Annotated in this window: 16 protein-coding genes; 9 read left to right on the top strand and 7 right to left on the bottom strand. The window is 59.5% G+C overall.

Translation table 11 applies throughout. The annotated features are described in order from the left end of the window. From dnaQ to JF290_RS10630, 4 genes are read right to left on the bottom strand one after another with little or no spacing between them, the layout of a single operon-like run. Positions 1-687: a DNA polymerase III subunit epsilon gene (dnaQ, locus tag JF290_RS10645; protein ID WP_199024853.1), complete on the bottom strand. Its 687-nt coding sequence runs from the start codon at positions 685-687 to the stop codon at positions 1-3. After that, positions 680-1,273, bottom strand: coding sequence for a dephospho-CoA kinase (coaE, locus tag JF290_RS10640; RefSeq protein WP_199024852.1), 594 nt, complete (start codon positions 1,271-1,273; stop codon positions 680-682). The genes dnaQ and coaE overlap by 8 nt, the downstream gene beginning before the upstream one ends. Then, entirely contained in the window at positions 1,270-2,103 is an 834-nt protein-coding gene (locus JF290_RS10635; protein ID WP_199024851.1) for a shikimate dehydrogenase, read from the bottom strand. Before JF290_RS10635 ends, coaE begins: the two co-directional genes overlap by 4 nt. After that, the gene (locus JF290_RS10630; protein WP_199024850.1) at positions 2,100-2,699 is read right to left on the bottom strand and encodes a Maf family protein; all 600 of its coding nucleotides are present in this window, start codon (positions 2,697-2,699) and stop codon (positions 2,100-2,102) included. Before JF290_RS10630 ends, JF290_RS10635 begins: the two co-directional genes overlap by 4 nt. Before the next feature lie 408 nt (positions 2,700-3,107). Between JF290_RS10630 and JF290_RS10625 the strand changes: the two genes are divergently transcribed. The 7 genes from JF290_RS10625 to JF290_RS10595 all read left to right on the top strand — a co-directional run bounded on the left by JF290_RS10625 (position 3,108) and on the right by JF290_RS10595 (position 10,475). Beyond that, on the top strand, positions 3,108-3,557 hold the full coding sequence (locus tag JF290_RS10625; protein WP_199024849.1) for a CopD family protein: 450 nt from the start codon (positions 3,108-3,110) through the stop codon (positions 3,555-3,557). Positions 3,558-3,682: 125 nt separating this feature from the next. After that, positions 3,683-4,954: a transcription termination factor Rho gene (gene rho, locus JF290_RS10620; protein WP_199024848.1), complete on the top strand. Its 1,272-nt coding sequence runs from the start codon at positions 3,683-3,685 to the stop codon at positions 4,952-4,954. 27 nt (positions 4,955-4,981) lie between these two features. After that, positions 4,982-6,268: a tRNA uridine-5-carboxymethylaminomethyl(34) synthesis GTPase MnmE gene (mnmE, locus tag JF290_RS10615; RefSeq protein ID WP_199024847.1), complete on the top strand. Its 1,287-nt coding sequence runs from the start codon at positions 4,982-4,984 to the stop codon at positions 6,266-6,268. 3 nt (positions 6,269-6,271) lie between these two features. Then, the gene (gene mnmG / locus JF290_RS10610; RefSeq protein ID WP_328701238.1) at positions 6,272-8,143 is read left to right on the top strand and encodes a tRNA uridine-5-carboxymethylaminomethyl(34) synthesis enzyme MnmG; all 1,872 of its coding nucleotides are present in this window, start codon (positions 6,272-6,274) and stop codon (positions 8,141-8,143) included. Then, entirely contained in the window at positions 8,140-8,763 is a 624-nt protein-coding gene (gene rsmG, locus JF290_RS10605; RefSeq protein ID WP_199024845.1) for a 16S rRNA (guanine(527)-N(7))-methyltransferase RsmG, read from the top strand. Before mnmG ends, rsmG begins: the two co-directional genes overlap by 4 nt. Further along, positions 8,756-9,565, top strand: a complete 810-nt coding sequence (locus JF290_RS10600; RefSeq protein ID WP_199024844.1) for a ParA family protein — start codon at positions 8,756-8,758, stop codon at positions 9,563-9,565. The genes rsmG and JF290_RS10600 overlap by 8 nt, the downstream gene beginning before the upstream one ends. Before the next feature lie 22 nt (positions 9,566-9,587). Continuing rightward, positions 9,588-10,475, top strand: a complete 888-nt coding sequence (locus JF290_RS10595; RefSeq protein WP_199024843.1) for a ParB/RepB/Spo0J family partition protein — start codon at positions 9,588-9,590, stop codon at positions 10,473-10,475. 12 nt (positions 10,476-10,487) lie between these two features. Here the strand turns inward: JF290_RS10595 and hemW are convergent, their stop codons facing one another. The 3 genes from hemW to rph are packed head-to-tail and all read right to left on the bottom strand — an operon-like array spanning position 10,488 to position 12,956. Beyond that, positions 10,488-11,645 carry a radical SAM family heme chaperone HemW gene (gene hemW, locus JF290_RS10590; protein ID WP_199024842.1) on the bottom strand — a complete coding sequence of 386 codons (1,158 nt, stop codon included), beginning with the start codon at positions 11,643-11,645 and terminating at the stop codon, positions 10,488-10,490. Then, the gene (gene rdgB, locus JF290_RS10585; RefSeq protein ID WP_199024841.1) at positions 11,638-12,249 is read right to left on the bottom strand and encodes an RdgB/HAM1 family non-canonical purine NTP pyrophosphatase; all 612 of its coding nucleotides are present in this window, start codon (positions 12,247-12,249) and stop codon (positions 11,638-11,640) included. Before rdgB ends, hemW begins: the two co-directional genes overlap by 8 nt. Then, complete coding sequence (gene rph, locus JF290_RS10580; RefSeq protein WP_199024840.1) at positions 12,246-12,956, bottom strand: ribonuclease PH; 711 nt, start codon at positions 12,954-12,956, stop codon at positions 12,246-12,248. Before rph ends, rdgB begins: the two co-directional genes overlap by 4 nt. A 114-nt stretch (positions 12,957-13,070) precedes the next feature. On the opposite strand from rph, the gene hrcA reads away from it, so the two are divergent. Next, positions 13,071-14,135, top strand: a complete 1,065-nt coding sequence (gene hrcA / locus JF290_RS10575) for a heat-inducible transcriptional repressor HrcA (RefSeq protein WP_199024839.1) — start codon at positions 13,071-13,073, stop codon at positions 14,133-14,135. A gap of 9 nt (positions 14,136-14,144) precedes the next feature. After that, positions 14,145-14,708: a nucleotide exchange factor GrpE gene (locus JF290_RS10570; protein ID WP_199024838.1), complete on the top strand. Its 564-nt coding sequence runs from the start codon at positions 14,145-14,147 to the stop codon at positions 14,706-14,708. Positions 14,709-14,747 lie beyond the last annotated feature (39 nt).

The following is a 14,747-nucleotide window of genomic DNA, read 5'->3' as shown; positions in this document are numbered from 1 at the left end:
TCAGGCGCGGCGCCACAGCGCCGCGTCACCCAGCTTTTCGACAAAGGCGTCATGCGCCGCACGTTCCACGCCGGTCAAACGCGGCGGCAAAGGGGCAGGGCGCGGTGACGGGCGCCAACGCCCCAGACCGGCATCACTGTCGTCTTCGTGCTGGATCGAGAGCGCGAAATCGGGCTGACGTCCCCCAATCAGTTCCAGATACACCTCGGCCAGGATTTCGGAGTCGAGCAACGCCCCGTGTAACGTGCGCGACGAATTGTCGATGTTGAACCGCCTGCACAACGCGTCCAGCGATGCGGGCGAGCCGGGAAACCGCTTGCGCGCGATGGCGAGCGTGTCGATAGCCTGGTTGAAGGGCAACAGAGGCAGGCCCATCCAGCCAAGCTCGGCATTCAGGAACTTCATGTCGAACTCAGCATTGTGGATCACCAGCCTGGCATCCTCCACGAAGTCGAGAAACGCCTGACCGATTTCTGCGAATTTCGGTTTGTCCTGCAGGAATTCATCGCCCAACCCGTGCACGGCAAACGCCTCCTGCGGCATGCTGCGTTCGGGGTTGATGTACTGATGGTAAGTGCGGCCCGTCGCGACGTGGTTGTAGAGCTCGACCGCGCCGATTTCGACGATCCGATCGCCGGTTTCCGGGTCGAACCCGGTGGTTTCCGTATCCAAAACGATTTCACGCATCGGTTTGCCGCTCCCTGATCTGTCTGACGATAGTCTGCACTTGGGCGCGGGCATGGTCCAGCGTGTCGGTGACGATGACATAGTCCGCACGTGCGCGTTTCTCGGCATCGGGCATCTGCTTGGACCGGATCATCTCGAAATGCTGCAGGGTCATGGTTCCCCGCTCCAGTACGCGTGCTTCCTGCGTTTCGGGAGGAACAGAGACGCAAGCTACCGCATCCATCGCCGCGTCTCCACCAGTCTCGAAAAGAAGCGGAATGTCGAAGACAAGGATGTCCGAGGTCGCGGCAGCCTTGAACGCCGCGCGATCCTCGGCGACCAACGGGTGCACGATAGCCTCGATCCGGGGCAGGGCGGTCGGGTCCGCCGCCATGATCCGCTTCAAGGCTGCACGATCCACCGCTTCGTCGATGATCGCATCGGGAAACGCTGCACGCAGGGGCTCGACCGCCGCACCGCCCCTCGCATAGAGCCGATGAACCGCTGCATCGGCATCCCAGACCGCGCAACCTTCTTCGGCGAACAGTTTCGCCGTGGTACTTTTGCCCATGCCGATGGAGCCGGTAAGACCGAGATGGAAGCTCATGCCAAGGCCGCCTCGCGGGCCGCCGCGTCGACCACCGGACGGGCACCGAACCAGCGTTCGAACCCCGGAACCGCCTGATGCAACAACATGCCCAACCCATCCACCGTGGTGCATCCAGCCTGCTTGGCTTTCTGAAGAAGATTTGTTTTCAATGGGTTATATACGAGGTCCGTCACCACCTGACCCTTGTGCAGACCGTCCAAGGGCACCCGCAGATCCGGCTGCCCGGTCATGCCGAGGGAAGTCGTATTGACGACCAGCGCGGCCTCTTCGAGCGCGTTGGCGGCCTGAACCCAATCGACCACACGCACCCGCTGGCCGAAATCTTCATTGAGCCTCTCGGCCCTGACGCGGGTGCGGTTGGTCAGAACGATCTCGGGGACTCCCGCATCGGCGAGCGACGCAATCACAGCCCGCGCGGCTCCACCCGCGCCGAGAACCAATGCCGTACCTGTTGGTGCGTCCCAATCCGGAGCGCCGTCGCGGAGGTTCTCGATAAAGCCGTAGCCATCGGTATTGTCGGCGTGGATCGTACCGTCGGACCGGAAAATCAGTGTGTTCGCGGCCCCGATCAGCGTTGCACGATCGGTGATCTTGTCGGCGATCCGCATCACCGACTCCTTGTGTGGGACGGTCACGTTGGCTCCGACAAAACCCATGCGGGGTAGGGTGCGAATTACGCGCTCCAGATCGCCGTGAGCCACGTCCATCGGCACGTAGAAGCCCCGCAACCCCATGCTGCGCAGCCAATGTCCGTGCAACTGCGGGCTACGGGAATGAGCGATGGGCGAGCCGATGACTCCAGCCAGCGGTATCCTGTCGTGTGTCATTGCGCGATCACCCCCCGAAGCGCCAGGAAATTCAGCAGTTCCAGCAGGGGCATACCCAAGACATTAAAATAGTCGCCGTCAATGCCGGTAAACAGCCGCACGCCTTCTTCTTCCAGCTTGTAGGCTCCGACCGCGTGGCGAACGCTGTCCCAGTTCCGGGCCACGTAGTCTTGCAGATACGCATCCGAGGCCGCGCGCATCCGCAAACGAACCTGCCCCACATGGCGCCAGATTGGGCGTCCTTCGTGCCAGATCACCGCGGCCGACAACAACACGTGTCGTTCGCCCCGCATCTCCTTCAGTTGTTCCAGCGCCTCGTCCGGTGTCACGGGCTTGGACAGAAGACAGCCCTTGAAGTCGAGAACCTGGTCACACCCGATGACAAAAGAGGTCGGCTCTTTTTCGCCGATCTTGCGTGCTTTCATTTCCGCCAAGGCATCGGCGATATCCCGCGGTGGCGCACCTTCCGAAATCAGCGATCGCTTGAGAGAGTCCTCGTCGACACGCGGCACCGCTACAGAAAAAGGTACAGCGGCGTTCTTGAGCATTTTTGCCCGGATCTGTGATGCTGAGGCGAGGATGACGGGGACAGTCATGTGGAAAACCGCGTGTGCAAACAGGGGTGGCGCATGGTGATGTGTGTGTCGGGTTTGGTCCGTCCATGCAAGACCGTGGAAAACACCCGGTTCCCGCCGTGTCACGCGTTGTTTCATACAGCTTGGATAAGAACAACTCTCAGTTGCGCCCTTCAAGGGTCAAACGCAAGTTCTTCCCGATTTATCCCCAAGCCGTCCACTATCCGATACCAAATAAATTACTGATTTTATTTCATAAATTCTGGTTACTCCCTCGACCGACGCAGATTTCCCGACATCCTGCACCGCTGTGGATAATCTACCGAACAATCTGATAATCCACAGGTTTAACCTTGCCCTACAAAACCATCATCTCTTCTTTCTATCTATATCTTTATTGAGTAGACCATGCCGAAAGACCGAGGCCTCATGACTGATATCCTGATTGCTCTGTATCCTTGGACCAAGGCCATTCATATCATGGCCGTGATGTCCTGGATGGCCGGCCTGTTCTATCTGCCACGGCTCTTCGTTCATCATGTCGAACAAGCCGGCAATGTGCAGGGTCTTTCGCCCGTCTTTGATATGATGGAGGCTAAACTTCTCCATCTCATCATGCGGCCTGCCATGATCGCGACCTGGCTGTTTGGTCTTCTCCTCGTCATGACGCCCGGAATCGTCGACTGGTCCCAGATATGGCCCTGGACGAAGGGGGCAGGGGTTCTGGCCATGACATGGTTCCATCACTGGCTGGCGATGCGGCGCAAGGATTTCGTTGCCGGGACCAACGTCCTTACCGGACGGAAATACCGGCTGATGAACGAAGTGCCGACGGTCTTGATGATTGTCATCGTTCTGTCGGTGGTCGTGCGCTTCTGATCCGGGTTTGACTCCGCGTCCGGTCTTGGCTATCAGCGATGAAACCTGCCCGTCCGGGCATAGTGTCTTCCCATTCCCACAAGATCATGTCCGGCGGATGTCGGACACAGACAGGCTTGCCTCCCATGACCGTTGAAAAACTGAACCTCTCCGACCTCAAGGCGAAAAGCCCCAAGGACCTTCTGGCCATGGCCGAGGAGCTTGAGATCGAGAACGCATCGACCATGCGCAAGGGCGAGATGATGTTCCAGATCCTGCGAGAACGCGCGGACGAGGGCTGGGAGGTGTCTGGCGACGGCGTGCTCGAGGTTCTGCAGGACGGCTTCGGTTTCCTTCGGTCGCCCGAGGCGAACTATCTGCCCGGTCCGGACGATATCTACGTATCGCCCGACATGATTCGCCAGCATTCGCTGCGCACGGGTGACACGATCCACGGTGTCATGCAGGCGCCGAACGAGAACGAGCGCTACTTTGCATTGACCAACGTCACCGAGATCAATTTCGAGGACCCGGACAAGGCGAAGCACAAGATCGCATTCGACAACCTGACACCGCTCTACCCGGACGAACGGCTGAAGATGGAAGTCGAGGATCCGACGATCAAGGACCGAACGGCGCGCATCATCGACCTGGTCGCCCCGATCGGAAAGGGGCAGCGGTCGCTGATCGTGGCGCCGCCGCGCACGGGTAAGACGGTGATCCTGCAGAACATCGCCAACTCGATCGAAAAGAACCACCCGGAGTGTTACCTGATCGTTCTCCTGATCGACGAACGGCCAGAAGAGGTCACCGACATGCAGCGCTCGGTCAAGGGCGAGGTGGTGTCCTCGACTTTCGACGAACCTGCCACGCGTCACGTTGCCGTGTCCGAGATGGTGATCGAGAAAGCCAAGCGTCTAGTCGAGCACAAACGAGATGTTGTTATTCTTCTCGATTCGATCACAAGACTTGGTAGAGCTTTCAACACCGTGGTTCCTTCGTCGGGCAAGGTTCTGACGGGTGGTGTGGATGCGAACGCGCTTCAACGGCCCAAGCGGTTCTTCGGCGCGGCGCGGAATATCGAGGAAGGTGGTTCGTTGACGATCATCGCGACCGCGTTGATCGACACGGGAAGCCGGATGGACGAGGTGATCTTCGAGGAATTCAAGGGCACCGGTAACAGCGAACTCGTTCTTGACCGCAAGATCGCCGACAAGCGGGTCTTCCCTGCAATCGACATCCTCAAGTCCGGAACGCGGAAAGAAGATCTGCTGGTCGACAAGGTGGACTTGCAGAAGACCTTTGTCCTGCGCCGGATCTTGAACCCGATGGGTACGACCGACGCGATCGAATTCCTGATCTCCAAGCTGAAGCAGACCAAGAGCAACAGCGATTTCTTCGACTCGATGAACACCTGAATCCGCACACGGGGACAGAGGTGACGGATGGACACGATCTTTGCGCTTGCCACTGCCGCCGGCAAGGCGGGTATAGCGGTCGTCCGAGTATCGGGGCCAGCTGCGCACGAGGTGGTACGCGATCTGACAGGCCAAACGCCTGACGCGCGTGGGATGGTCCTGCGGACGCTGCGTGGGACGGACGGTGATCGACTGGATGATGCACTTGTCCTGACTTTCTCGGCGCCTGCCAGCTTTACAGGTGAAGATATCGCCGAGCTGCACCTGCACGGAAGCACGGCTGTCGTATCCGCTGTGTTGCGAGAACTGTCGTCCGATCCGCGTTTAAGGATGGCCGAGCCTGGCGAATTCACCCGGCGGGCTATGGAGAACGGCAAGCTGGATCTGGCGCAAGTCGAAGGATTGGCCGATCTGATCGATGCAGAAACCGAATCGCAACGCCGACAGGCGCAGGCGGTTCTGGCAGGCAAATTGGGGGCTCTCGCCGAACGCTGGCGAGGCGATCTCATTCGTGCAGCCTCTCTGATCGAGGCTACCATCGATTTTGCGGATGAAGATGTGCCGACAGATGTGACACCTGAAGTCGAGATTCTGCTCGCCGGCGTGTCAGAGGATCTCGCCCGGGAATCCGCCGGTGTCGTTATGGCGGAGCGTATTCGGACGGGTTTCGAGGTGGCTATCGTTGGGCAACCCAACGTTGGAAAATCAACTCTTCTCAATGCGTTGGCCGGCCGAAAGGCCGCCATCACTTCTGATTATGCCGGAACGACCCGTGATATCATCGAAGTTCGAATGGATCTCGACGGCTTGGCGGTGACGATGCTGGACACGGCCGGTCTGCGAGAGACGACTGATCACGTAGAAAGGCTTGGCGTTGAACTGGCAAGGGATCGGGCTGAACAAGCCGACCTTCGCGTGTTTCTAGCAGAGAGTGTCGATGAAATTCCGGTTCGGTTTCGCGATGGTGATATCCTTATGCACCCAAAGGCTGATTCGAGGGCAGACCGGCAGGGCGCGGTCTCCGGGAAGACCGGCGAAGGCGTGTCGGAACTGGTTGAGAGGATATCTGTTGCTTTAAGGGACCGCTCGGCATCCGCCGGAATTGCGACTCGTGAACGCCACAGGATCGCGATGGAGCGTGCCAATACGGCGTTGTGTTCGGGGATCTCTCTTTTGTCCGAAGGTCCGGATCGGTATGAACTGGTGGCCGAAGAACTGCGTACAGCGATTCGTGCCCTTGAATCTCTCGTCGGCCGTGTTGACGTCGAGACCCTGCTGGACGAAATTTTCGCCAGTTTCTGCCTTGGCAAGTAAGGAGTGTTTCACGTGAAACATTTTGATGTCGTCGTCATCGGCGGTGGACATGCCGGAACCGAAGCGGCCCACGCCGCTGCGCGCCTTGGCGCGAAGACCGCGCTTGTTACGCTAAAACGCGACGGTATCGGTGTGATGTCCTGCAACCCGGCGATAGGCGGGCTTGGCAAGGGGCATCTTGTGCGGGAAATCGACGCTTTTGATGGGGTCATGGGCCGTGTTGCGGATCGGGCTGGGATTCAGTTTCGACTTCTGAACCGCCGAAAAGGACCGGCAGTTCAGGGTCCGCGAACACAGGCGGATCGACGCTTGTATCGCGAAGCTATTCTGTCCGAAACAGAATCCCGCGACAATCTTGAAATTGTCATAGGAGAGGCGGCGGATTTTCTCATCGAAGACGCCTGTGTCACAGGTATCATTCTTACTGATGGATCGGAGATTCCGGCGCGGTCTGTAGTTTTGACAACCGGCACTTTCTTGCGTGGCGTCATTCACATTGGCGATGTCGCGAAACCCGGTGGTCGTATGGGCGACAACCCGTCCATCAAACTGGCGGAACGGATTGATTCCTTTGGACTGCCTTTGGGTCGACTGAAAACCGGTACACCGCCACGGCTCGACAGCCGCAGTATCGATTGGTCTGGGTTGGAAATGCAGCCAGGAGACGATGACCCCGTCTTGTTTTCCTTCCTTTCCCAAAAACCCTTGGCGCGGCAAATTTCTTGCGGCATCACGCATACCAATCAGCGCACGCATGAAATTATCCAAAAGAACTTGTCCAGATCCGCAATGTATGGCGGCCATATAGACGGAGTCGGGCCGCGATATTGCCCGTCAATCGAAGACAAGATCGTCCGCTTCGCGGACAAGAGCTCTCACCAGATTTTCCTTGAACCGGAAGGGCTTGACACCAACACGGTCTATCCGAACGGAATTTCGACGTCCCTGCCAGTCGACGTGCAGGTTGACTATGTTCGCTCGATCAAGGGCCTCGAGGCGGCGGAAATTCTGCAGCCAGGCTATGCAATCGAATACGATTATGTGGATCCACGGGCTTTGACCGCCAACCTTATGCTGAAAGATGTGCCCGGCTTGTATCTGGCGGGGCAGATCAATGGAACAACCGGATATGAGGAGGCAGCAGCGCAAGGTCTCGTCGCGGGATTGAATGCGGCGTTGTTTGCAAAAGATGCTGAACCGGTGACCTTCAGTCGGTCTGACAGCTATATTGGCGTGATGATAGATGATCTCACGTCCCGCGGTGTGAGTGAACCTTACAGGATGTTCACGTCCCGCGCGGAATTCCGATTGTCCCTGAGGGCGGACAACGCGGACCAACGCCTAACTCCCCTCGGCCTCTCGCTCGGTTGTGTCGGGTCGGTGAGGGAAGTCGCGTTCTCGGAAAAGATGGAGAAACTGGCTTCGGCGCGCGAGGCACTGTCGGACGCGGTGTTTACGTCCAAGCAGCTTGAAGACGCAGGAATCCGCGTGAGCCATGATGGGAAAAAGAGGACGGGTCTTGACGTCCTCGCTTTCCCGGATGTCTCGCTGAATGATCTTGCGCCCTTGATACCGGCGTTGACCGAAACGGACTCGGAAACTCGAAATCAGGTCGAGCGGGACGCGATCTATTCGAACTACATCAAGCGACAGCATTCCCATGTCGATGCGCTGAAACGTGATGAGGGTCATGCAATCCCCGCAAGTTTTGACTATTCTGCGATCGATGGACTGTCCAACGAGCTAAAGCAGAAACTGATAGGGGCGCGCCCCGCCAGCTTGGCGCAAGCCGGTCGAATCGACGGGATGACGCCTGCAGCGCTCGCGCTGCTTCTGTCGAGGCTGCGACGCGATGCCAAAGTGCGCAGCGCATGACCCATGAATCGATCGGGCGGGTGCGGGGCCTGAATGTTTCACGTGAAACACTGGAACGGCTGAAACAGTTCGAAGCGCTTGTCCTGAAATGGAACCCGAAGATAAATCTCATCGCGAAGTCGACGGTTTCCAGCATTTGGGAGCGCCATGTCCTTGATTCCATGCAAGTTTTTGATTGTGCTAAACATGGAGCGCATTGGGTCGATCTGGGTAGCGGCGGCGGATTCCCTGGAATCGTGATCGGAATTCTGGCACAGGAGAACGCTTGTGACATGCGCGTAACGCTGATCGAGAGCGACCAACGAAAGGCGACGTTTTTGCGTACTGCCATTCGTGAAACCGGAATCGAAGGCGAGGTCATATCCCGGCGCATCGAGGAAACCGATCCGCAAAACGCTGACATTCTGTCGGCCCGGGCGCTTACAAATCTGTCTGGCTTGCTGAATTTCTGTGACAGGCATCTGGTTTCGGGCGGATTGGCCTTGTTTCCGAAGGGGGTCACATGGGAAAAGGAGGTAAAGGAAGCGCGACGTGACTGGAGCTTCCAGGTTGAACCCGTTCCCAGCCTCACGGATCCCGAAGCGGTGATCTTGAAAATCGAAGGAGTATCGCGTGTCTGACCGTTTACCCCCGCGCAGGCCGCAAATCATCGCCGTCGCGAACCAGAAAGGCGGCGTCGGAAAAACCACAACCTCCATCAATCTGGCTGCCGCTATGGCGGAGGAGGGGCTTCGCGTGCTCGTGGTCGATCTGGATCCGCAGGGCAACGCATCGACAGGGTTGGGAATCGATCGGACAGACCGAAACTTGACGACTTACGAGTTGTTGGTCGACGATGTTTCGCTGGCGGACGTGATCCAACCGACCCAGACCGACGGTCTTTCGATCATTCCGGCGACGGTCGATCTCAGTTCGGCGGATATCGAGCTGCTATCCAACGAAAAGCGCAGTTTTCTATTGTACGACGCGTTGCACCGTGACGAAATCGCAGGCTTCGGGTTCAATTACGTCCTGATCGATTGTCCACCGTCGCTGAATCTTCTGACGGTCAATGCTATGGTTGCTGCGGATTCGGTGCTTGTGCCGCTCCAGAGTGAGTTCTTTGCGCTGGAGGGCCTGTCACAACTGATGTTGTCGGTGCGTGAAGTGCGGCAGACAGCCAATCCAGATCTTCGAATCGAAGGGATCGTGCTGACGATGTACGACAAACGCAACAATCTTTCATTGCAGGTCGAGCAGGATGCGCGTGAGAACCTGGGAGAGCTGGTGTTCGAAACGCTGATCCCGCGGAACGTCCGGGTCAGCGAGGCGCCGTCTTTCGCGATGCCGGTTCTCAGCTACGATCCCAAGTCGCAAGGGGCGATGGCTTATCGCGCGCTGGCGCGCGAGATCATGACGAAACACAAGAAGATGGCGGCCTGAGCGCGGCCGGGGAGCAGAGCAGATGGAAAAGAAGACCAAACCGCGCGGCCTTGGTCGTGGCCTATCGGCCCTCATGGCGGACGTATCGCCGGAACCTCAGGCCGCACCGGATTCGCGCCGCCGGCCCGACATCATGGTGCCGATCGAACAACTCTTCGCGAACCCGAACCAGCCCCGCCGTAGTTTTATCCAGGCCGATCTGGACGATTTGACCGCGTCGATCAAGGAAAAGGGGGTTCTGCAGCCGCTGATCGTGCGCCCCAAGGGCAAGGACCGCTACGAAATCGTGGCGGGCGAGCGCCGTTGGCGCGCGGCGCAGCAGGCACAGCTGCATGAATTGCCCGTTCTCGTGCGTGACTTCGATGATGTCGAGGTGCTCGAGGTTGCGATCATCGAGAACATCCAGCGAGCGGATCTCAACCCGGTAGAAGAGGCTGCGGGCTATCGGCAATTGATGGAAAGCTTTGGCCACACCCAAGAGAAGCTTGCCGAGGCGCTTGGAAAAAGCCGCAGCCACATCGCCAATCTCATGCGGCTGCTGACGCTGCCCGAGGATGTGCGGGTTTTGCTGCAAGAGGGCAAGCTGACGACCGGTCACGCCCGCGCTCTCATCACCGCGGAGAATCCCTCGGAACTGGCCCGCGCGATCCTCAAGGGCGGCCTATCGGTCCGGGCAACCGAGGCCTTGGTCAAGAAACAGGTGAACGGTGGGAGCCAGAAATCGAAGGCTCCGAAGGCGACCGCGGAAAAGGACGCGGACACCCGCGCGCTGGAAGGAGATCTGTCAGCCAATATCGGGTTGAAGGTCTCACTTAGCCATAAGCCTGGCGGCGAGTCGGGCGAGATGGTCATCCGCTACGAATCGCTCGATGACCTTGACCGGCTGTGCAGCCTTCTGAGCGCAAGCTAAGTGCGCGCGGACTCAGCTGGCAAGAAATTCGGAAATGACGGCATTTAACACCATAAATCCTTGTTTTTGAACAACTATTTCTGACCCCGTGTCGTTGATCATGCCCAGATCAACCAGCTTCTTGCGTGGTTGCTCGGGCAAGGGTTGCCCGGCCAGCGTCTCGTAGCGAGAGACATCAAGGCCTCGACGCAGTCGCAGCCCCATCATCAGGTATTCCTCGGCCCGTTCCAGCCCCGACAGCTGTGTGCGCAAGGTTTCACCGCTACCCGCATCGACACCCGCCAGCCATGCACCGGGTGCGCGGGTGGACTCGGTCGCGAACCGCTTACCGTTAATCGTCACCCGCCCATGCGCGCCGGGGCCGATACCGACATAGTCCCCGGCTTGCCAGTAGATCAGGTTGTGCCGCGATTCGGCGCCGGGTCGGGCGTGATTGGAGACTTCGTACATCGGCAGCCCACGCGCCTCGCACAGTTCCTGGGTCAGCTCGTACATATCGGCGGAAAGGTCGTCATCGGGCAGGCCGCGCAGCTTTCCGGCAGCGAAGCGATCTCCAAAGGCGGTGCCGTCCTCGATCGTCAGTTGGTAGAGCGACAGGTGGTCGATCGCCATGTCCAGCGCCGTACCGAGTTCTGTGCGCCATTCCGCGAGACTCTGGTCCTGCCGTGCATAAATCAGGTCAAAGCTGACGCGGTCGAAACAGGCGCGCGCGACGTCGAAGGCCGCCTGCGCTTCGGCCACCGTGTGCAGGCGGCCGAGCCGCCGCAGGTCGGCATCGTTCAGCGCCTGAACCCCCATCGATACACGATTGACACCTCCGTCACGATACCCCTGAAACCGCCCGGCCTCGACCGACCCTGGATTGGCCTCAAGCGTGATCTCGATGTCATTGGCGGGCGTCCAGTGCTGGCATGCGCGTTCGATGATCTCGGCTACAGTTTCCGGCTCCATCAGACTGGGTGTTCCGCCGCCGAAAAAGATCGAGTTCAACAAACGGTCCGGCGTTTGCGCCGCTACGCGGTCGAGTTCGGATAGCAGCGCATTTCGCCACCGCACTTGATCGATGCGTGCGGTGACATGGCTGTTGAAATCGCAATAGGGGCACTTCGCCTGGCAGAACGGCCAGTGCACGTAGAGGCCGAAACCCCCCAGGCGCCAGTCGTCAGTCAAAACAGCCCGCGACGAAAGCCTGAACCGCCTTGGCGCGATGGCTGATGCGGTTCTTCTCCCATCTGTTCATTTCGCCGAAGGTTACATCATACCCGTCGGGCACGAAGATCGGATCATACCCATGCCCTTGCGTGCCGCGCATCGGCCAGACCACCTGGCCGGCCATCACGCCTGGAAACACCTCGTCATGTCCGTCGGGCCAGGCCAGAACCAACGTGCAGCAGAACCGCGCGGTCCGCGGGGAGGGGGCGCCGACCGCTTCGAGCTCGCGATGCGTGCGTTGCATCGCTATGGTGAAGTCACGCCCGTTGGGTGTTTCGGCCCAGTCGGCGGTGTGCACCCCAGGGGCCCCGTTCAACGCGTCAATTTCGATACCGGAATCATCGGAAAGCGCCGGTAGGCCGGTCGCTTGTGCGGCGGCATGGGCCTTGATCCGCGCATTTCCCACAAAACTGGTCTCGGTCTCTGCGGGTTCGGGCAGGTTCATTTCGGCGGCACCGATCACCGACACCCCGTAAGGCTCGAGAAGATGCGCCATCTCCTCAAGCTTGCCAGCATTATGCGTGGCAATCAGCAACCGGTCGCCGGAGAACTTGCGTGTCATGCCGCCGCCTTTTGTGCCGCGACCAACTCCCCGACACCCTTTTCAGCAAGGTCGATCAGCGTGTTCATTTGATCGCGGGAAAACATCGACCCTTCCGCGGACATCTGAACTTCGATCAGCTTGCCCGAACCGGTCATGATGAAATTGCCGTCGACACCGGCCTCGCTGTCCTCGGGATAGTCGAGGTCCAGCACCGGCTGCCCGGCATAGATGCCGCAGGACACGGCGGCCACTGGATCGACCAGCGGGTCGCTGCCGACGTCGCCCACCTTCATCAGCTTGTTAACCGCCAGCCTCAGCGCAACCCAGCCGCCGGTGATCGCCGCGCAGCGGGTCCCGCCATCAGCCTGAAGCACGTCACAATCCACGGTGATCTGGCGTTCGCCCAACGCCACGCGATCCACGCCCGCGCGCAGGGCACGCCCGATCAGGCGCTGGATTTCGACCGTCCGTCCGCCCTGCTTGCCCGCGGCCGCCTCGCGCCTCATCCGGGTGTTGGTGGCGCGCGGCAGCATGCCGTATTCTGCCGTCACCCATCCAAGGCCCGAACCCTTGATGAAGGGAGGAACCCGGTCCTCTATCGTGGCGGTGCACAGCACATGGGTGTCGCCGATCTTGATCAGGCACGATCCTTCGGCATGTTTCGTGAAACCCGTTTCAATTGAAACGGGGCGCATTTCGCTTAGATCTCGTCCGGAAGGGCGCATGGAAAGTCCTTTGTTTGCTGGCGCCGGAATACAGGCGCGGGGGATGGCTATGCAACCCCGATTGACCTTTGCGCCTGAGCGACTTTAATGGTTCTCCGCTCGGGGAAGACACGCATGAACGATGCGACCAAATTGTTGAACGAACTGAACGACCGGTCCCGCGAGGTATTCCGGCTGATCGTGGAATCCTATCTGGACACCGGTGATCCGGTCGGCAGCCGCACCTTGACCCGCGCGCTGAGCGAGAAGGTCAGCGCCGCCACTGTGCGCAACGTGATGCAGGATCTCGAGTTTCTCGGCCTGCTCAACAGTCCGCATGTCAGCGCGGGGCGCATACCGACGCATATGGGTCTGCGCATGTTCGTCGACGGCCTGCTCGAAGTCGGAGACCTTGACGAGTCCGACCGGCGCAAGCTGGATGATACGTTGGCCGGGAATTCCCCGGACATGGGCAACATGCTCGACCGTGTTGGCGCGGCGCTCTCGGGTGTCACGCATGGGGCCTCACTGGTGCTGACTCCCAAGCATGAGGCCGAGATCCGCCACATAGAGTTCGTTTCACTGGGCCATGACCGCGCGCTGGTGGTGTTGGTTTTTGCCGATGGCCATGTCGAAAACCGCTTGTTCACCCCGCCGCCGGGCCAGACGCCCAGTTCGATGCGGGAGGCGGCGAACTTCCTCAACGCGCTGATCGAGGGCAAGACCCTGAGCGAGGTCAACCGCTCGATCCAGGCCGACATCGAGACCCGCCGCCAGCAGATCGATGACTTGGCGCGGCAGATGGTCGAAAGCGGTCTCGCCGTCTGGGATGGCGACGGTGGCGAATCGGATCGGCTGATCGTGCGCGGGCGTGCGAACCTGCTTGCCGAGGATGGCAATTCCGAGGAGATCGACCGTATCCGCTCCTTGTTTGACGATCTGGAACGCAAACGCGACATCGCCGAGTTCCTTCAACTGACCGAGGAAGGCGAGGGTGTGCGCATTTTTATCGGGTCGGAGAACAAACTTTTCTCACTTTCGGGTTCCTCTTTGGTTGTGTCTCCTTATATGAACGCTGACCGGAAGATCATCGGCGCGGTGGGCGTGATCGGCCCGACGCGGCTGAATTACGGGCGGATCGTGCCGATCGTCGATTACACGGCGCAGCTGGTGGGACGATTGATCTCCGACCGCAGTTAGAGGTGAAGTATGGCAGAGCCGAAGAACAACGATTTTCTCGATGACCTGGCAGACATGGAAGCCGAGGAGTTCGAGAAGGAAATGGCCGAGATGGAGCCGGAAGCGATCGAACTGGATTCCCTGCGGGCCGAGCGCGACCAGTACAAGGACCGCTTCATGCGCGCGCTGGCCGATGCCGAGAACGCCCGCAAGCGCTCCGAGAAGGACCGGCGCGAAGCCGAGCAATACGGCGGATCGAAACTGGCGCGCGACATGCTGCCGGTCTTCGACAACATGAAACGCGCGATCGAGACCGCGACGGAAGAGCAGAAGCAAGTGTCCGCGGCGCTGATCGAAGGTGTCGAGCTGACCATGCGTGAATTGCTGAACGTGTTCGGCAAACACGGAATCGAGATCATCGCGCCGGAAGTGGGCGACCGGTTCGATCCACAACTGCACCAGGCGATGTTCGAAGCCCCGGTTCCGGGCACCAAGGCAGGCGACATCATCCAGGTCGCCGCAGAGGGCTTCATGCTGCATGATCGGTTGCTGCGGCCGGCGCAGGTTGGCGTGTCCTCTACGCCCGCCTCTTGAGGCGACTTCCCCGCGTTGCGCGGGAATTCCAATCAAAAT

Source organism: Sedimentitalea arenosa, assembly GCF_016428585.1.
GTDB classification, from domain to species: domain Bacteria; phylum Pseudomonadota; class Alphaproteobacteria; order Rhodobacterales; family Rhodobacteraceae; genus Sedimentitalea; species Sedimentitalea arenosa.
Note: the sequence above shows the minus strand (reverse complement) of the source record. Positions and strands in the feature narration are given on the sequence as shown.